This is a genomic window from Laedolimicola ammoniilytica, from assembly GCF_025567165.1.
GTDB classification, from domain to species: domain Bacteria; phylum Bacillota; class Clostridia; order Lachnospirales; family Lachnospiraceae; genus Laedolimicola; species Laedolimicola ammoniilytica.
The window spans coordinates 91464-109699 of the sequence record NZ_JAOQKC010000010.1 but is presented as its reverse complement, the minus strand read 5'-3'; the positions used below and the strand labels follow the sequence as shown (position 1 = coordinate 109699).

Below are 18236 nucleotides of genomic sequence, written 5' to 3'. Positions count from 1 at the left end.
CCACAAAAGCAAAATGCCCGTAGAGCCGATAAAATAAGGCTTTGCGGACATTTAGGAAGATATAAAAAGATAGTCAAAAAGACATATATAATTTAGAATAATTATATAACTCATTTTTATTTCAGCCATTATTTCACCCAATTTTTTCTCATTTACTTCAGTTACTATTTAAAACTTCATACAATATTTTACTACAAAATTTTCATTCATAAAATATCTATATTCATATATTGTTATTGTTAATTCCCAGGCAGAATGAAATCCCCCAGGACACTCTCCTGAAGGATTCTTCACTATCTGGCTCCTCTGCCACTACTACGATAATCTCTGTATTCTTCTCTCTCCTCCGTTCTCTTCTTTGCTTCCCGGATCTGCATATCCACAAACCCTTTCGCTTCTGTCCGTCTCTTCCATTCCTCTACTGCAGCCCTATATGCTTTATACTCTTTTCTGGCCGCCTGATATTCCTGCATAAACTCCTGGACTGTTTCATATCCATGCTCCCGTACAATCCCGGATAGCCAGCGTTTCATGCTTGCTACCTGATGTTCCAATGAATCCACTTGCTCCTGCAGACCTTTCCGCTCTTTCCCCTTAAATATCCCTGTCGCACAGGCTAGTTCATTCCTTACCCGTCCCAGTTCAAGCTCCCTGTTGAAAATGGCTTCGTTCTGATCATCCAGCTTCCGTTGGATTGATTCAAGCTGTTGATATTTGGCTGCAAGCGGGCTTCTTACCGGGAACTCCAGTCTTTCTTCTTTCGCCTCCGCTACTCTTTCCCTTACCTTCTCAATCAGCTCTTTCAGCTTGGAAACTGCCTCGAACAGATAAAGAAAAAACAGTTCTGGCCTTCTTCCTCTCTTATCAATACTCGCCTTTATCTCTTCCGAAATACACACCCGCTTTATCTCCCGGATCTCCTCCTCTGCCGCTCCGCTGACCAGCGCCTGATCCACCGTAGCGTTCCACACCTGTCGCATTTCATTGTCCTTTGCTATCTCCTCGGCCTTGGGATTGTTCTTTCCGATTTTCTTAGTAGGCAGATACAGGCTGCCATGCTCGAATACCTGCAGCTTCTGCTTCTCGTCCGGCACTTCCTGATTGATCAGTTCTGTGTAAGAATGCTTTACTTCATCCAGGAAAGCCGCCGTTTTAAACCAGCTGTTCTTAGCTTCAAATAACTTTTTTTCGTAAACCTCTCCCTTCTTTATGACGCTGCAGCCCGGCCGTATCTCCCCATACTCGTCTAGTATCTCTTTCTTCGTCCTGACATGGACGCCTCGTTCATCATAGAACATGTTTCTGGAAGCCACCTTTATAATAGGCTTCTCCAGCTTCTTCCGCTCCGAGAAAATCAGGTGGATGTGGTAGTTGGTCTTTCGCTTATTGTGGTGCAGCGCCGCAATACACTCCACTCCGTACTGTTCTTTAAAATGGTCTGTAAATAACGCTAATACATAGCGGCGGGGATAATACTCCGTAAAGCTCTCTGGCAAGGCGATAATCAACTCCCTGGCCTCAATGCACTGGCCCTCTGCCCCGCTCTTCCGGAACTCTTCCTGATTACATTTTGCCAGTTCAGACCAGAATTTCCGCTCCGTAGTCTCATACACGGCATAGAGATTTTCCTGCCTGACAGGACTGGCGATATAGTTAATTCTGCCCTTTACGTTTGGCAGCTTCGATAACTGAATAAATGAATTTCTCGCTATAAGCAACACCATCTTTCTTTGTGAGTAGGCGCTCCGGCGCCTGTTTACGAACTCTCTGCCTTTCGGCAGCCAAGCCCCCTGCAAGGGCGAAATACACAGAGCATAAACGAAGTTTGTGCGATGGGTGTATTTCGCTCTCAAACGCCGAGGGCTTCTAAATCCTTTCCCGGAGCAGCTTCAAACTCCCGTCTTCGCCCTGTGACTTCCGTCCTGGTTGTCTTTTACGGGAGCGTGTCACGCTCTCGTTTTCCTATCTACAGAGGAATCCTATCTCTGAAAATCCCGGTGCATTCCCACCTTGTCCAGATATTTCTGTCTTGCCTCTTCCCGCTCTCCTTCGGTCGCTGCTGTCTTGTAAGTCGAATAGAATTGCCGTCTGGTCATACTCTCCAGTTTGCTTTCCAGTCCCTTTTCTATCTCCTCCCGGTAGTCTTCCATTCCTACAAGATGATATTTCACCAATGCCTGAAACAATTCTTCTGAAATCTGTACCTGCTTCATTTTCGCTCCTTTCTCTAAGGCCGCAACACTGCAAGGTCTATCGTTTATTGCGACCTTGCAATGTCCTTCTCCGCAAAATATAGATACTCTGCGTTGTTGCGTTCTTACTTTAATAACTTTTCCCTGTCCAGAGGCCAGTACCAGCTACCATTCTCTCTTTTCGCCCGGATCCCCATTTCCCTCTTGGCGTTTTCCAATGTCCTTTTGGAAATGTTCTGCTCTTTGGCCATATCGTAGATACTATTACTCTCTACTTTTTCCAGTTCTTTCGATAATTCCCGCAGCAAATCCTTCGCCTGTTCCAACTTATTTATCTTCGGCGCATAGCCTCCCAGTACCTCGTCGGCAGTAATCTCATAATCTCCCAACCAGCGGAAGCCCTCCTCCGACAGTCTGAAGGCCTTTGCATGACCAAATTCTGCCAGGTTATTCTTAATCTGCACCATTGCCCGGATATTCGGTTCTCCCTCTACTCTGCCGACCAGAAGCACGCTCCTGGCCACCGCATAGAAGTCTATTGAACCCATACCCCGGTATGCAGCCTTGTTCCCGGCGGCTTTATTCATGTGTCCAATCAAGATAATTGCACATTTATATTTTTCTGCCAGAGCTGCTAGCCGCTTGGTCATGTTCCGCACCTCATTGGCCCGGTTCATATCTGTGCCGGAACCCAGATAAGCCTGTATCGGGTCCAGAATCAGAACTCTAGCTCCTGTCTTTATCAGTGCTTCCTCGATTCGTTCGTCCAGCATGGACAAGGATTTCTCGCTTTCATCAATCACCAGTACCTTTTCGCAGTCAGCTCCGGCCTGCAACAGCCTCGGTTTCACGGTATCGGCCAGCCCGTCCTCCGCAGTCTGATAAATGACGTTCATAGGCTCCGTCACCTTCATATTTTCATCCAGGCCTTCGCCTTTGGTCAGTTTCGCTGCCAGATTCAGTATTAACGTGGTCTTGCCGTCTCCCGGGTCGCCCTGGACGATTGCCAGCTTGCCATAAGCGATATACGGATACCAGAGCCATTCTATCTCCTGAGCTTCGATATCCGACATTTTAATCATTTTCAATTCTGTTCTTATATCTTCCATAAAGTCCTCCATTTTCTATTTGTCACGTGGAGAACAACCTGCTATACTGATGTTGTAGTTACATACGGATAGCAGATTGTTCCTGTTATCATGAGTCCTGACAGTTGCCGCTGTCGGGACTTTTTTCCTGTTCATCGTCCAGCAAATCCGCCACCCTTCTCTGCTGATTCGGATACAGATGACCATAAGTGTTCAGTGTAATTCGAATATCCTTATGTCCTAATCGCTCCTTTATCAAAATTGGTTCAATGCCTCTGTTAATCAGATACGCCACGTGCGAATGCCTCAGATCATGCACCCGGATTCTTTTCAGTCCGGCCTTCTCTATCTCCCGCTTCATTTTATGCTGTACTGCTTCTTGTACGATTGGAAACAGCCTTTCATTTCTGGGCATGCCATAATGTCCATCGACAAATTCCTCGATTTCTTTTTTCAGAAACTCCGGTATTTCTATCACTCTCACGGACTGCTTTGTCTTTGGCTCCGTAATCATATCCTTTCCATCCGTGCGATAATAGGTTTTTGTGATACTGATCTGATTCTTCCGAAAATCAATATCTCCGGGCGTCAGGGCCAGCAACTCTCCGATTCTACAACCTGTCCAGAACAGGATTTCAAAAATGAGATAGTACCTTGTCCCCGGCTCCATAGTCTGAATGAACTTCCGGTATTCCTCTACTGTCCAGAAGTCCAGGCTTCGATTATCTGAGCTTCCCATACGTTTCACCTTTTTACAAGGATTCGTCTTTAAATCATAAATCTTGCTGGCATGAGTAAACAGGCAGGTCAGCTGATTCTGTATCATTCGCAGATATGATTCCGAAAACCCTTTCATCTGCATTTCATTCTGCCACTGAAGAATCTGCCCGGCGCTTATCTCACTCAACATTTGCTCGCCAAAATATGGGATAATGTGTTGCTCCATCATATATCGTTTATTCTTCATTGTCCGCTCTTTCAATTCGTTTTGTTTGTCTGCAAAATATACCTCCATAAACTCGCTCAGCTTCATATTCATGCTTCGCACGTTACTCAGCTTCTTTTGCCGTTCATATTCCAATGCTTCTCGTTTTGTAGTAAATCCCCTCTTTCTTCGTTTTTTGTTTTCGCCTCTGGCATTTCTTTCAAACCATTGAGCCGTCCACGTCTTCGTGTCCTTTTCCTTATAGGCCATCTTCTCACTCCTTTCAGCCTGCGGATAACTCGTACCCGTACATCTTCTTCGCCCAGTATGCTCTTGGAATCTTGCCCGCCATGGTAAGATAACCTTGCTGTGCCAGCTCAACATTCATTCTCCTGACCAGCTTGTACGCATGAGACTTTGAGCAGTTGAGCTCTCTTGCTACATCGTCGGCATTCATCATATACTTGTAATCTGCCATTCATTCTTCCTCCCTTCTCCTTTTCGAACTTCGTTACATATTCTGTATTTTCTTGGTGTACGAATTTCGTAAATTCATATTATCACTGCTTCGCACGTATGTCAATATCTCGTATCAAATATTTTTACGATATTCGTATATTTATTTTGTGGAATTTTTGCTTTTATGTTTTTCGTAAATATGTTATGATGAAATATATGTATGTAAATCGTAACAATCCTGTTTATGAATTTAGGAGGTCATTATGGGAGACGGGAAAAAGTTAAAAGAATATCTGGATGAAAAAGGAACGAACGTAAGGAAAATTTCTAAGGCGACCGGAATCAGCGCCACGACACTCTATTCTATTATTCAGAAGGATTCCAACATACGCTTTGATTTTGCGCTGCGATTAGCAAATGAGCTGGGCATTGACGTCAACGAGATCTGCTCCGCCAGCCCTTTCTCTGGAACGATTAAAGAAGAAGAAATCTATCCGACGCTGCCGGACGGACTGAACGGAGCACTGGATGGCAGCCGTGTAAAAACATATCTGAAAAATTCCATGTTCCCGCTGATGTACCTTTTCGGCAAAAACAGTATGCCGGACGTGGATAACTTACTTACCTCTTTTTATCAGTTGGACGACGAGGCCAGAAAAGAAGTCGTAGACACCATACAACTCAAGCTTCAGTATCACCGAGATCCGGAACGGGCAGAGCAGATCAAGCAGATCAAAGGCTGGTAAATTACCACCCGTGGTTCTATTTTGGTTCTATAAAAGCACCGGAATTTTGATTTTTGGCACCGTTTTGGCACCGCTCAGCTCTGTTTTCACACATACGGACATAAAAAAGGCTTCCGGGGAATTCCCCAGAAGCCTTGATTTTACTGTATAAATTGTGATTACTCAACGATTGTAGCAACACGTCCAGATCCTACTGTACGGCCACCCTCGCGGATAGCGAATGTAAGACCCTGCTCCATAGCGATCGGGTGGATCAGCTCGATGGTCATCTCTACGTTGTCACCAGGCATGCACATCTCTGTACCAGCCGGCAGGTTGCAAACGCCAGTAACGTCAGTTGTACGGAAGTAGAACTGCGGTCTGTAGTTGTTGAAGAACGGTGTATGACGGCCACCCTCGTCCTTTGTCAGAACGTAAACCTGAGCGGTGAACTTTGTATGGCAGGTGATGCTGCCCGGCTTAACGATAACCTGACCTCTTTCGATCTCGGTTCTCTGAACACCACGAAGCAGAGCTCCGATGTTGTCACCAGCCTGAGCCTCGTCAAGCAGCTTACGGAACATCTCGATACCGGTTACAACGGTCTTACGAGTCTCTTCCTTAATACCAACGATCTCAACTTCCTCATTCAGATGCAGAACACCACGCTCAACACGGCCGGTAGCAACAGTACCACGACCTGTGATGGTGAATACGTCCTCGACCGGCATCAGGAACGGCTGGTCTGTAGCACGCTTCGGATCCGGAATCCAGCTATCAACTGCATCCATCAGCTCCATAACCTTGTCTCCCCACGGTCCCATCGGATCCTCAAGAGCCTTCAGAGCGGAACCCTGGATGATCGGAGTGTCATCTCCCGGGAACTCGTACTCGTTCAGCAGCTCACGGATCTCCATGTCTACCAGCTCAAGCAGCTCCTCATCGTCTACCATGTCGCACTTGTTCATGAATACTACGATGTAGGGAACGCCTACCTGACGGGACAGAAGGATGTGCTCCTTAGTCTGAGCCATAACACCATCGGTAGCTGCTACTACCAGGATAGCGCCGTCCATCTGTGCTGCACCAGTGATCATGTTCTTTACATAGTCAGCATGGCCCGGGCAGTCAACGTGTGCATAGTGTCTCTTCTCTGTCTCATACTCAACGTGTGCAGTAGAGATGGTGATTCCACGCTCTCTCTCTTCCGGAGCCTTGTCGATGTTCTCGAAGTCTGTAGCTGTGTTACCAGCAACACGAGCTGCCAGAACCTTTGTGATAGCTGCAGTCAGAGTAGTTTTACCATGGTCTACGTGACCGATGGTACCGATATTACAATGCGGTTTTGTTCTGTCAAATTTAGCTTTAGCCATTTTGATTGTCCTCCTTGAATTCATTCACCCTGAGGGTAAAAGTTGATTTTTTCCTGTTTCGATATTAAAACTCGGCTACTTCTGATTATATTTCATAGAGCCTTATTTTTCAAGCAAAATTTAGGAATTTTGCTTATTTCTTTACCGCAATCCGGCTAAAATTACCGGATTGCAGTTATTTTATCATTATTTCTTAGCAGCGAGTACCTTCTCCTGGATATTCTTCGGTACCTGCTCGTACTTCTCGAAGAACATGGAGTAGTTACCACGACCCTGAGTCTTGGAACGCAGGTCTGTGGAGTAACCGAACATCTCTGCAAGCGGTACATAACCACGGATCATCTTACCGCCGCCGATATCATCCATACCCTCGATACGTCCACGACGGCTGTTGATATCACCGATAACGTCGCCCATGTACTCCTCCGGAGTAGTAACCTCAACCTTCATGATCGGCTCAAGCAGTACCGGATTACCCTTCTGCATAGCCTCCTTGAAAGCCATGGAACCAGCGATATGGAATGCCATCTCACTGGAGTCGACCTCATGGTAAGATCCATCGTATACGGTAGCATGAACGCCGAGTACCGGGAAGCCTCCCAGAATACCGGACTGTGCCGCCTCTTCGATACCTTCGCCGACTGCCGGGATATACTCCTTCGGAATCGCACCACCAACAACCTCGGAATCGAACTTGAACAGCTCTTCTCCGTTGGCATCCATCGGCTCAAAGCGAACCTTACAGTGTCCGTACTGTCCACGTCCACCGGACTGCTTAGCGTACTTGCTGTCTACGTCAACAGCCTTGGTGAAGGTCTCCTTGTAAGCTACCTGCGGTGCGCCTACGTTAGCCTCTACCTTGAACTCACGCAGCAGACGGTCTACGATGATTTCCAGATGCAGCTCTCCCATTCCGGCGATGATAGTCTGACCAGTCTCCTGATCGGTATGCGCACGGAAGGTCGGATCCTCCTCTGCCAGCTTTGCAAGAGCCTCGCCCATCTTGCCCTGACCAGCCTTGGTCTTCGGCTCGATAGCCAGCTCGATAACCGGCTCCGGGAACTCCATGGACTCCAGGATTACCGGATGCTGCTCGTCGCAGATGGTATCACCGGTTGTGGTGAACTTGAATCCAACTGCTGCAGCGATGTCACCGGAATATACCTTGTCCAGCTCTGCTCTCTTATTTGCGTGCATCTGAAGGATACGTCCTACACGCTCCTTCTTCTGCTTAGTTGAGTTATATACATAAGAACCGGAATTCATGGTTCCTGAGTATACACGGAAGAATGCAAGCTTTCCTACGAACGGGTCAGCCATGATCTTGAATGCAAGCGCGGAGAACGGCTCATCATCAGAGGAATGACGCTCTACTTCATTGCCATCCATATCAGTTCCCTTGATAGACGGGATATCTGTCGGAGCCGGCATGTACTCGATAATAGCGTCCAGAAGCTTCTGAACTCCCTTATTTCTGTATGCGGTACCGCAGCAAACCGGAACAGCTGTACACTCACAGGTTGCTTTACGAAGAACTCTCTTCAGATCCTCAACCGCGATAGATGCTCCCTCGTCCTCAAGGTACTGCATCATCAGGTCGTCATCCAGCTCGCAGATCTTCTCGATCAGCTCCTGGTGATAGAGCTCTGCTTCGTCCTTCATGTCCTCCGGAATCTCTGTGATGGAGATGTCCTCGCCCTTTTCATCATTATAGATGTAGGCCTGCATCTCGAACAGGTCGATGATTCCCTTGAACTCGTCTTCCTTACCAATCGGAAGCTGCAGACAGATGGCATTCTTGCCAAGTCTGGTTTTAATCATATCTACTGCATTGTAGAAATCTGCTCCCAAGATATCCATCTTGTTGATGAATGCCATACGGGGAACATTGTAGGTATCAGCCTGACGCCATACGTTCTCAGACTGCGGCTCTACACCACCCTTCGCACAGAACACGCCGACAGCGCCGTCCAGTACACGAAGGGAACGCTCTACCTCAACCGTAAAGTCTACGTGGCCCGGGGTATCAATGATATTGATACGGTTCTCTAATGCGCCCGGCTTCGGCTTGCAGTGCTCCTGCAGCGTCCAGTGACAGGTTGTAGCAGCGGAAGTGATGGTGATACCACGCTCCTGCTCCTGCTCCATCCAGTCCATGGTAGCAGTACCTTCATGAGTATCACCAATCTTATAGTTTACACCAGTGTAATACAGAATACGCTCAGTCAGTGTGGTCTTACCAGCATCGATATGAGCCATAATTCCGATATTTCTGGTTCTCTCCAATGGATATTCTCTTCCAGCCACGGGATTTTCCTCCTCAAATAATTAGAAACGATAGTGTGCAAACGCCTTGTTTGCCTCTGCCATCTTGTGCATGTCTTCTTTTCTCTTTACAGATGCGCCTGTGTTGTTTGCTGCATCCATAATCTCATTTGCCAGACGCTCTTCCATGGTCTTCTCACCGCGCTTACGGGAGAACATGGTCATCCAGCGAAGAGCCAGAGCCTGACGACGATCAGCGCGAACCTCGATCGGAACCTGGTAGGTTGCTCCGCCGACACGTCTTGCCTTTACCTCGAGAAGCGGCATGATGTTGTTCATTGCCTCTTCGAATACTTCCAGAGCCGGCTTTTCTGTCTTAGCCTCTACTCTCTCGAATGCTCCGTAAACAATTTTCTGAGCCACGCCCTTCTTACCATCCAGCATGATGTTGTTGATAAGCTTGGTGACTACCTTGTTGTTGTACAGCGGATCCGCTAATACATCTCTTTTCTGAGTATGTCCTTTACGTGCCACAATACTTCCCTCCTTAATACATGCTTACTGAATCAGTGATTCAGTAAGATTCACTCTTAATTCTCAGGTACTCACATGTGTCTTTCTACTTGTGTCGTGCACGGCAAATCTATATACGACCCGCAGCCTAAGGGACGATATTTCATTCCGGCAATATAGACAATTGTCTATCCAACGAATAGTTCTGTTACTGTGAACACTTGGCGAGGTACTTTCGAGCCTAGTGTGAACGTACACCCGGACACTTGGCGAGGTCTTTCCGAGCCTAGTGACCGCGGTGTTTCCTTATTCTGACACTGGCTGTACCCTTCTCTGTTCACAGCGTGTTACCTGTACTAGTTACAAAACCAAACGACCTTTAAATTACTTCTTTGCGTCTTTCGGTCTCTTGGCACCGTACTTGGAACGTGCCTGTCTTCTCTTTGCAACTCCTGCTGTATCCAGTGTACCACGGATAATGTGATATCTGGTACCGGGCAGGTCCTTTACTCTACCGCCACGGATCATAACAACGCTATGCTCCTGAAGGTTATGTCCTTCTCCGGGGATGTAGCTTGTTACCTCGATACCGTTGGAAAGACGTACTCTGGCGATCTTACGAAGAGCAGAGTTCGGTTTCTTCGGGGTAGCGGTCTTTACTGCGGTACAAACGCCACGCTTCTGCGGTGCGGATGTATCAGTTGCTTTCTTCTTCAGAGAGTTAAATCCTTTCTGAAGGGCGGGCGCTGTAGACTTCTTTACAGTTGTCTGACGTCCCTTTCTAACTAACTGGTTGAATGTTGGCATTCCTTTCACCTCCTGTGATGAGTGGCAGGCAATGTTGCCGGCCCTGTCAGGCTGCTGTGTCGGTAATTCGACTGTTTCAGGCGCGCAAAAATACCCTATGCTTTTCGCGCACACTAGATTAGTATAATAAGAAAAACCCCCTGTGTCAAGGGGTTTTTCTGTAAAAAAGCATTGGATTTTCAGGACGTTTTTGGGTATTTTTTCAGAGTTCATAACGCTTTCCGGGCTCATCACCGAACACCGGTACCGGCAGCCCGTCGTCCGCCGTCTCACAGATGTGCTGCGCGTTTTTCCGCCAGCCCTCCGTATCCTTATCGGGGCGGGGAAAATGAATCGCCAGCACATGCCCCAGTTCCATATACCGGGCTATCAGCCTCCGGGATGAGGGCAGGCCCATCAGTGGAAATGGACCAATCAGCCAGTCGATCTTCTTCGACCAGGCCGCCGCCCTTTCATATAAAAGCTTTTCGGGTCTGGCGTCGCCGGGCAGCATCAGGCGTTTTCCGCCAGCATCCAGAAGACAGACCAGATTCTGGATATCCGCGAACCGGTCACCCATATGGATGCTGTTGAACAGAGTCAGGCGCATACCCGGCAGGCTCACGACCCGGTATTTCTGCTCGGACGCGGCCACAGCCGTCAGCCGTCCTGCCTCCGGCTCCAGCGCCCGGATCCGCCGAATGGTCTCCTCCGTGGAAATGATGCGGAGATCCGGATTCATTTTCAGGGCCTCCGCCACATCCTCCGGGCAGAAATGATCCGCGTGCTCATGGGTAAATACCAGCGTTTCCAGCTTCTTTTTCCGGATATCCCGCAGAAGTTCCTGTCGGATCGCCTCTGGCGTGTCAGGGTAAATCCCGCCGGGCTGCTTCGCGAACACGTCGAAGCCGATGGCCGCGCAGCCCTTTTCTTCTATATTAGTAACCAGTATTACTACGCCTGCATTTCCCGTGTGCCAGGCTGTCATTTCCGTTCCCATCCTCACTCCGCCGTATTTTTAATTCATAAGTGCTTCCCGGATAATCTCGCATACCGTGGGATGCGGGAAAATCGTCCGTCGAACCTGTCTCAGCGGAAGCTGCAGGTCAATCATCAGCGCCAGCGCATAGATATACTCCGACGCGTAGGATGACATCAGCGCCGCCCCGATAAGCGTTTCTTTGTTCTTATCCACAATCAGCTTGCAGATACCGTTACTTAAGCCGTTCTCCGCCACATGGCGTCCGCTGAAATTGATGGATACCTTTTTCACCTCATAATTCCGGCCTGACGCCTTCGCCTGCTCCTCGGACAGACCTACAAAGGCCGCCTCCGGGCTGGTGTAAACCACGCCACTGATCGCATCGTAGCTCATGGTATCGTCCTCGCCCAGGATGTGGTTCACGGCCACTTCACCTTCCCGGTAACCCACATGGGCCAGCATGACCTTGCCGTTCACATCGCCGATGGCATAGACATGCGGCACGCTGGTCTGCATGTGCTCATCTGTCACGATGGCTCCCCGCTCGGTCTGTACGCCCAGCTCCTCCAGGCCCTCGATCTGGCTGTTGGCCCGACGGCCCACGCACATCAGAGCCTTATCATAGGCTGCCAGCTGAAGCCTTCCATCCTTTTCATAAGTCACGACTCCGCCTGCCAGCTTTTTCACTCCCGAGGAGAGATGGAAAGTCACGCCTTTTTTTTCCAGCTCCTTCTGAAGCAGTTCGCTGACCTCCCGGTCATTGCCGCCCAGAACCTTATCCAGCATCTCGATCACGGTTACTTTCGCTCCAACCTCCTGAAAATAAGCCGCCATCTCAAAACCAATGACTCCGCCGCCCACGACCAGAAGCTTCTTCGGAATCTCTTTCATATCCAAAATCTCGTCGCTGGTCATGACCGTTCCGTCCGCCATGCCTTCTTTCACGCCTTCGATGGGCGGAACCGCAGGAGTCGAGCCGGTAGCCAGAATCAAATTCTCCGCCGTGTAGGTCTCATCCCCTACGAATACCGCCAGTTTTCCATCCATTCTGCCAAGCTTCGCTGTTCCGTTTACTACTTTTACCTTGCTGCGGCGAAGGGCACTGCCTACGCCCTGCACCAGCATTTTCACAACCTCGTCTTTCTTCGCCACTACTGCAGCCTGATCCACGTGAACCGGGCCCTCCGCCGTTACGCCGTACGCCTCTCCGGCTCCCGACGCGTAATGATACATCTTCCCCGCGTAAAGAAAGGTTTTTGTCGGGATACATCCCACATTCAGACAGGTCCCTCCCAGGCTCTTCTTTTCCACCAGCAGCACCTTCTTTCCCTGGTGCGCCGCGTACTCCGCGCTGTTATACCCGGCCGGACCGCCGCCAACAACAATGACATCAAAATTCTGCATGCCTCTTCTCCTCCTTGTTTTCGTTGCCGCATTGCATATTACCCGTCCAAACCTTCAAAGGCTTCCGCCTTCCTGCCATATCCCGATTATACCTTCCGCCTGCAAGATTGTCAATTTTTTATCATATATTTTTCAGAAAATTATGATACCCATATTTTTCCGGTAAAGTTATCTTAAATTTCTGAAATTTCTTTTGTGGCAATAATGTCTACGTCTGTCTCAGCCATGTCTGCCAGAATCACATCGCCGATCTGCACCGGCGCTTCCGCGGTCACACCCTTCAGGGCCTGCACACAGGCGCGCACCTTCGTTTTCGCAGTCATTCGCCTTATGTAAACCATATGCTTTTCCGTCTGTTTAGTCTTCTTTCGCCCAACCGTAAGCATACTTCACGGCCTTCTTCCAGCCCTTAATCTTCTTCTCCCGCTCCTCCGCGCCGATCTCCGGCTTGAAGATCGCATCGATAGCCCAGTTCTTCCGCACGTCTTCCTTATCCGTCCAGTAGCCTACCGCCAGACCTGCCAGATAAGCCGCCCCCATGGCCGTGGTCTCCACGCAGCAGGGGCGGTTCACCGGAGCGTTGATGATGTCGGCCTGGGTCTGCATCAGGAAATCATTGGCGCTGGCGCCGCCGTCCACCTTGAGGGCTGACAGCTTGATGCCGGAATCCGCCTCCATGGCCACCAGCACGTCATTTACCTGATAAGCCAGGGATTCCAGTGTCGCCCGGATGATATGGTACTTATTCACGCCCCGGGTGATGCCCACGATAGTTCCCCGTGCGTACTGATCCCAGTAAGGTGCCCCTAACCCCGTAAACGCGGGCACCACATAGCAACCATTGGTATCCGGCACCTTCTTCGCCATATACTCGGAATCCGGCGCAGAGTCGATGATGCGAAGCTCATCCCGCAGCCACTGAATCGCCGCGCCAGCCACGAAGATGGAGCCCTCCAGGGCGTAATTGACCTTGCCGTCCAGCCCCCAGGCGATGGTAGTCACCAGCCCATTGTCGGAAAATACCGGTTTCTCGCCTGTATTCATCAGCATGAAGCAGCCAGTGCCGTATGTATTCTTAGCCTCGCCGGGCTCAAAGCAGGTCTGTCCGAACAGTGCCGCCTGCTGGTCGCCCGCCGCACCCGCAATGGGGATCGGGCCGCCCAGGAAGGACGGGGCGGTCTGGCCGTAGATGCAGCTCGACGGCTTTGCCTCGGGCAGCATACATCTGGGGATACCAAGCTCTGCCAGAATCTCATCGTCCCACTGCAGGGTGTTGATGTTGAACAGCATGGTCCGGGATGCGTTGGAATAGTCGGTCACATGTACCGCGCCTTTGGTCAGTTTCCAGATAAGCCAAGTCTCCACGGTTCCGAAGAGCAGTTCGCCTTTCCAGGCCCGCTCTCTGGCTCCCTCCACATGGTCGAGAATCCATTTTACCTTGGTTCCGGAAAAGTAGGCATCAACAACCAGCCCCGTCTTCTTCCGGAATTTCTCAGTCAGTCCTTTCTCCTTCAGGGAGTCGCAATACTCGCTGGTCCGACGGCACTGCCACACGATAGCGTGATAGATGGGATCCCCCGTCCTCTTATCCCAGACAATGGATGTCTCTCTCTGATTGGTGATACCGATGGCTGCGATGTCCGCCGCCGTGGCGCCGATGCGGCTCATGGCCTCCACGGCTACGCCCAGCATGCTTGCCCAGATTTCGTCCGCGTCATGCTCCACCCAGCCTGGCTTCGGGAAATACTGCTTGAATTCCCGCTGTGCCACGCTGCACATTTCTCCCTTCTCGTTGAACAGAATACAACGGTTACTTGTGGTTCCCGCATCCAATGCCATTACATATTTTCCCATAGTTATCCTCCTTCAGGTCGCCTTGCTTCTATTTGCATCCTATAAAGCCGTAGTCCCGGTTATTAATCATTTCCCGGATCTTGAAAATATTTTTGAAGAGCTTTTTTCGACAGACCCTCGCCGATGACGATTAGAATTTCCTGCCCCCTGGAAATGGGGTTTATCACGGTCTCCCGGCGCGTGGCGTTCAGCTCAATCCAGTCCTCGCCCAGGGGCATAAAACCCTTGATTCGAAAAATGTGACCACAATTCGAATCCGCAAAGGCTGCCTGAACCGCAGCCCTAAGCTCCTCTTCCGTCATTTTCACATGCATGAAAAATAAGGAATCGAAAGCGTCCTCCTGCTGCGTCTCCTTGCAGTAATCGGACATCTGATAGCCCGCGTGCAGAAGCTGTTCGAAATCTTTATCTGTAAATTCAAACCAGTTACTACGTAGTATCTCCTTGTCCAGCTGCCTGCTGCATCCGACTTTTTTAAGCGCCCGGTTCAGGTGCGCCACGGTCGCGTCCATCTCTGCCGCGCTGGCCTCCTGGGCCCGGCTTAAAAGCACCGCGCCTGCGTCCGCTGCCTCGGTGGCCAGCAGGTAATCCGCCGCCTCAGACAGATTTTCAGGCAGCTTCGCGTCCACGATGGCGAATACATTACCAATCTCGTACCAACGGTCCAGGGGCTCCTCGTGGAGGGCGTCGAAAAATTCGTCCACGTCGCAGATGCCCGAAGGCTCCACCAGCACCCGGTCATAGCCGCTCATGCCCATAGCGATGAGCTTTGTCTTGAACCTCCGTCTGTGGCAGTCCCTGTCGCAGCCGCCGGAGACCATCTCCAGCTCGCAGCTGTCGCCCTCCAGATCCTGGAGCAGCATCATATCCACGTTGACCGCGCCGAAATCATTTTCCAGGATGCCGATGTGATAGCCCTGACGTATAAGCCACTGGGCGTACTGGCGGATGAAGGTGGTCTTGCCGGAGCCTAAGAAGCCTGTGATCAAATCTATTTTTACCATATGAAATCTCCTCCACGCCGCCTTTCTGACGGCACTAGTTACAAGGTATCATGGATTCGGGGAAACGTCAAATGCGGGTTGCTTTTCCATCGCGCCTCTCTGTAATTTTATATTGAAATACCTCATGGATCATATTAAAATAAATCCAGATTCTGATAAAAATTATCATCCCCTGAATTTCAAAATTCAAACGATTCTTAAAGGAGGATTTCTCTATGAAAATGATCACCCTCGGCACCACCGGTATCACCGTGCCACAGAACGCCTTTGGCGCGCTCCCGGTACAGCGCGTCGATATGGAAACTGCAGCCTCCATTCTCCGCAGGGCCTACGAAGGCGGCATGCGCTTCTTCGACACGGCCCGGGCCTACAGCGACAGCGAGGAGAAATTGGGCCATGCCTTCGAAGGCATGCGCGATCAGATTTACATTGCCAGCAAAACCATGGGTCGCACGCCTGAAGCCTTCCGGAAACAGCTGAATACTTCGTTAAAGCTCCTGAAAACAGATTACCTGGACATCTATCAATTCCACTGCGTGGATCAGTGCTATCGTCCCGGCGACGGTACCGGCATGTACGAATGTATGCTGGAAGCCAAAGCCCAGGGCAAAATCCGCCACATCGGCGTCACCGCCCACAAGCTTGGCGTAGCCAAAGAATGCATTGAATCCGGTCTTTATGAGACTTTGCAATACCCCTTAAGCTATATTTCCTCTGAAAAAGAGCTGGAGCTGGTTCAGCTTTGTAAGGAGCATAACATGGGCTTTATCGCCATGAAGGGACTGGCCGGAGGCCTCATCAACAACTCCCGGGCCGCTTTCGCTTTTATGTCCCAGTTCGACAATGTACTTCCCATCTGGGGTATTCAGAAAATGACCGAGCTGGAAGAGTGGCTCTCCTACATGGACCAGCCGCCCGCCTTGGACGCGGAAATCACTGCCTTTATCGAGAAGGAAAAAGCGGAGCTGAACGGCGAATTCTGCCGCGGCTGCGGCTACTGCATGCCCTGTCCCGCCGGTATTCTCATCAACAGCTGCGCCCGCATGTCCCTGATGGTCCGCCGCGCTCCCTCCGCCGCCTGGTTAAGCGAACAGTGGCAGGAGAACATGAAAAAAATCGAAGACTGTCTCCACTGCAACCAGTGCATGGCACAATGCCCCTACGATCTGAACACGCCGGAGCTGCTTCAGAAGAATTATGAAGATTATAAGAAGATCCTGGCCGGGGAAGTGAAAGTGAATTAAAAGCAAACAGCCGACCAGATTTTTCCTCCGGTCGGCTGCTTTTCTTTATGCCTTTTTTTTCAATTCCTTCCTCCACTTCCGCGTCACATAGAAGTAATAGGGCACCAGCGGAATCAGCGCGGAAATCCAGGCCGCCGGGTCTGACAGGCAGACGCCCGCGAAGCTTGCCTTTCCCGCTACCATCAGGACGATGCCAGCCCGGGCAGTCAGCTCAAAGACGCCACCCAGCATGGGAACCAGGCCGTAGCCCAGACCCTGCAGCGTATTCCGGTACAGGAAGATGCTGCCCAGGAACGGGTAACACCAGAATACCATACGAAAATACAACACCGCCACATCGATGACCTCTGTTTCCGAAGCGCTGACAAATAAGAGCGTCATATATTTACTGAAGAAAAATACCAGCGCCATGGCAAAGACGCTGTAAATCAGAATCATAATCTGCGTACAATTCACGCCCATAAGCACGCGTTCCTTCTTGCCTGCTCCCCAGTTTTGTCCCACATAAGTGGCAATGGTCGCTCCGAAGGCCACATATACTGTGGCAACGATATTCTGGAGCTTTCCGGCTGCGGAAAAGCCCGCCATATAGTTCTCGCCGTACACATTGACCGCACCCTGCACGATGATGGTGCCAATGGCCGTGATGGAAAACTGCAGTGCCATGGGGATACCAAGGGACAGCAGTCGGCCGCAGGACTCCATGGAAAATGCGAAATTTTCCTTTTTCAAATGTAAAATCGGATACTTTTTCACAATGTAAATAAAACACAGCGCCGCTGATATCCCCTGGGCGATGACCGTTGCGTAGGCACAGCCCTCCACGCCCATACCGCCGTAAATAATAAAGGCGATATCCAGCGCCACATTGATGGCCGCGGAAATAATCAGAAAATACAGCGGCGACTTGGAATCACCCAATGCCCGCAGAAATGCCGCCAGCGCGTTATAGGCAGCTGTCACCACCAGGCCTGCGTAAATGATTCCCATATAAGCCTTCACATCCGGCATAATCTCATCCGAATAATTCATCAGCCGCAGAATCGGCACATTGGCCAACCCCAGCCCTATCGTCATCAATACGGCGAAGCCCAGGGACAGATACACGGACATGGCCACATAATGCCGCATCCGCTCATACTCTTTCGCACCGAACCACTGGGCCACCAGAATTGCGAAACCGCTGGTCAGGCCGTTCAGCCAGCCCGTCACAAAGAACATCAGCGATCCCGTACTTCCGATGGCTGCCAGGGCGCGCACGCCCAGGAACTGACCGGCGATGATGGAATCGGCCACATTATAAAACTGCTGGAACACATTGCCCAGAAACACAGGTACCATAAAATGCAGAATCAGCTTCACGGGACTCCCCACCGTCATGTCATGCATTTTTCCTGCTTTCACTTCACTCATCTTTTTACT

General features: G+C 50.2%; 17 protein-coding genes. 2 read left to right on the top strand and 15 right to left on the bottom strand.

The genetic code is table 11. The features are described 5' to 3' along the window. Positions 1-293: 293 nt before the first annotated feature. The 5 genes from OCV63_RS09140 to OCV63_RS09120 all read right to left on the bottom strand — a co-directional run bounded on the left by OCV63_RS09140 (position 294) and on the right by OCV63_RS09120 (position 4683). Positions 294-1712, bottom strand: a complete 1419-nt coding sequence (locus OCV63_RS09140) for a MobA/MobL family protein (RefSeq protein ID WP_158363545.1) — start codon at positions 1710-1712, stop codon at positions 294-296. A gap of 267 nt (positions 1713-1979) precedes the next feature. Beyond that, positions 1980-2213, bottom strand: coding sequence for a complexin-2 (locus tag OCV63_RS09135; RefSeq protein ID WP_158363533.1), 234 nt, complete (start codon positions 2211-2213; stop codon positions 1980-1982). Between the two features lie 104 nt (positions 2214-2317). After that, the gene (locus tag OCV63_RS09130; RefSeq protein WP_158363532.1) at positions 2318-3301 is read right to left on the bottom strand and encodes an AAA family ATPase; all 984 of its coding nucleotides are present in this window, start codon (positions 3299-3301) and stop codon (positions 2318-2320) included. An 88-nt stretch (positions 3302-3389) separates the two neighbouring features. Next, a complete protein-coding gene (locus tag OCV63_RS09125) occupies positions 3390-4475 on the bottom strand; it encodes a site-specific integrase (RefSeq protein ID WP_158363531.1) in 1086 nt (361 codons plus the stop codon). Between the two features lie 13 nt (positions 4476-4488). Next, positions 4489-4683, bottom strand: coding sequence for a DNA-binding protein (locus OCV63_RS09120; RefSeq protein ID WP_158363530.1), 195 nt, complete (start codon positions 4681-4683; stop codon positions 4489-4491). A gap of 244 nt (positions 4684-4927) precedes the next feature. On the opposite strand from OCV63_RS09120, the gene OCV63_RS09115 reads away from it, so the two are divergent. Beyond that, on the top strand, positions 4928-5410 hold the full coding sequence (locus OCV63_RS09115) for a helix-turn-helix domain-containing protein (protein ID WP_158363529.1): 483 nt from the start codon (positions 4928-4930) through the stop codon (positions 5408-5410). A gap of 158 nt (positions 5411-5568) precedes the next feature. On the opposite strand, the gene tuf is transcribed toward OCV63_RS09115, so the two are convergent. From tuf to OCV63_RS09070, 9 genes are all read right to left on the bottom strand, one after another. Further along, entirely contained in the window at positions 5569-6762 is a 1194-nt protein-coding gene (tuf, locus tag OCV63_RS09110) for an elongation factor Tu (RefSeq protein ID WP_158363528.1), read from the bottom strand. A gap of 186 nt (positions 6763-6948) precedes the next feature. After that, a complete protein-coding gene (gene fusA, locus OCV63_RS09105) occupies positions 6949-9069 on the bottom strand; it encodes an elongation factor G (protein WP_158363527.1) in 2121 nt (706 codons plus the stop codon). 21 nt (positions 9070-9090) lie between these two features. Further along, entirely contained in the window at positions 9091-9561 is a 471-nt protein-coding gene (gene rpsG, locus OCV63_RS09100; RefSeq protein ID WP_178038305.1) for a 30S ribosomal protein S7, read from the bottom strand. A gap of 363 nt (positions 9562-9924) precedes the next feature. Then, positions 9925-10347, bottom strand: coding sequence for a 30S ribosomal protein S12 (gene rpsL, locus OCV63_RS09095; RefSeq protein ID WP_158363525.1), 423 nt, complete (start codon positions 10345-10347; stop codon positions 9925-9927). Between the two features lie 202 nt (positions 10348-10549). After that, on the bottom strand, positions 10550-11314 hold the full coding sequence (locus OCV63_RS09090; RefSeq protein WP_158363524.1) for an MBL fold metallo-hydrolase: 765 nt from the start codon (positions 11312-11314) through the stop codon (positions 10550-10552). Between the two features lie 30 nt (positions 11315-11344). Then, on the bottom strand, positions 11345-12712 hold the full coding sequence (lpdA, locus tag OCV63_RS09085) for a dihydrolipoyl dehydrogenase (RefSeq protein ID WP_158363523.1): 1368 nt from the start codon (positions 12710-12712) through the stop codon (positions 11345-11347). 173 nt (positions 12713-12885) lie between these two features. Beyond that, positions 12886-13053, bottom strand: a complete 168-nt coding sequence (locus OCV63_RS09080) for a DUF1667 domain-containing protein (protein ID WP_262670758.1) — start codon at positions 13051-13053, stop codon at positions 12886-12888. A gap of 16 nt (positions 13054-13069) precedes the next feature. Beyond that, positions 13070-14566 (bottom strand): glycerol kinase GlpK, encoded by a 1497-nt coding sequence (glpK, locus tag OCV63_RS09075; RefSeq protein WP_158363521.1) that lies wholly within the window; start codon positions 14564-14566, stop codon positions 13070-13072. Positions 14567-14628: 62 nt separating this feature from the next. Next, a complete protein-coding gene (locus OCV63_RS09070; RefSeq protein WP_158363520.1) occupies positions 14629-15570 on the bottom strand; it encodes a GTP-binding protein in 942 nt (313 codons plus the stop codon). Between the two features lie 215 nt (positions 15571-15785). Between OCV63_RS09070 and OCV63_RS09065 the strand changes: the two genes are divergently transcribed. Continuing rightward, positions 15786-16814 (top strand): aldo/keto reductase, encoded by a 1029-nt coding sequence (locus tag OCV63_RS09065; protein ID WP_158363519.1) that lies wholly within the window; start codon positions 15786-15788, stop codon positions 16812-16814. A gap of 45 nt (positions 16815-16859) precedes the next feature. Here the strand turns inward: OCV63_RS09065 and OCV63_RS09060 are convergent, their stop codons facing one another. Beyond that, positions 16860-18227 carry an MATE family efflux transporter gene (locus OCV63_RS09060; protein ID WP_158363518.1) on the bottom strand — a complete coding sequence of 456 codons (1368 nt, stop codon included), beginning with the start codon at positions 18225-18227 and terminating at the stop codon, positions 16860-16862. Positions 18228-18236 lie beyond the last annotated feature (9 nt).

Coding starts and splice junctions, on each gene's coding strand:
- OCV63_RS09135 (WP_158363533.1), bottom strand. CDS start 2,213: ATGAAGCAGGTACAGATTTCAGAAGAATTGTTTCAGGCATTGGTGAAA.
- OCV63_RS09130 (WP_158363532.1), bottom strand. CDS start 3,301: ATGGAAGATATAAGAACAGAATTGAAAATGATTAAAATGTCGGATATC.
- OCV63_RS09125 (WP_158363531.1), bottom strand. CDS start 4,475: ATGGCCTATAAGGAAAAGGACACGAAGACGTGGACGGCTCAATGGTTT.
- OCV63_RS09120 (WP_158363530.1), bottom strand. CDS start 4,683: ATGGCAGATTACAAGTATATGATGAATGCCGACGATGTAGCAAGAGAG.
- OCV63_RS09115 (WP_158363529.1), top strand. CDS start 4,928: ATGGGAGACGGGAAAAAGTTAAAAGAATATCTGGATGAAAAAGGAACG.
- tuf (WP_158363528.1), bottom strand. CDS start 6,762: ATGGCTAAAGCTAAATTTGACAGAACAAAACCGCATTGTAATATCGGT.
- rpsL (WP_158363525.1), bottom strand. CDS start 10,347: ATGCCAACATTCAACCAGTTAGTTAGAAAGGGACGTCAGACAACTGTA.
- OCV63_RS09090 (WP_158363524.1), bottom strand. CDS start 11,314: ATGACAGCCTGGCACACGGGAAATGCAGGCGTAGTAATACTGGTTACT.
- lpdA (WP_158363523.1), bottom strand. CDS start 12,712: ATGCAGAATTTTGATGTCATTGTTGTTGGCGGCGGTCCGGCCGGGTAT.
- OCV63_RS09080 (WP_262670758.1), bottom strand. CDS start 13,053: ATGGTTTACATAAGGCGAATGACTGCGAAAACGAAGGTGCGCGCCTGT.
- glpK (WP_158363521.1), bottom strand. CDS start 14,566: ATGGGAAAATATGTAATGGCATTGGATGCGGGAACCACAAGTAACCGT.
- OCV63_RS09070 (WP_158363520.1), bottom strand. CDS start 15,570: ATGGTAAAAATAGATTTGATCACAGGCTTCTTAGGCTCCGGCAAGACC.
- OCV63_RS09065 (WP_158363519.1), top strand. CDS start 15,786: ATGAAAATGATCACCCTCGGCACCACCGGTATCACCGTGCCACAGAAC.
- OCV63_RS09060 (WP_158363518.1), bottom strand. CDS start 18,227: ATGAGTGAAGTGAAAGCAGGAAAAATGCATGACATGACGGTGGGGAGT.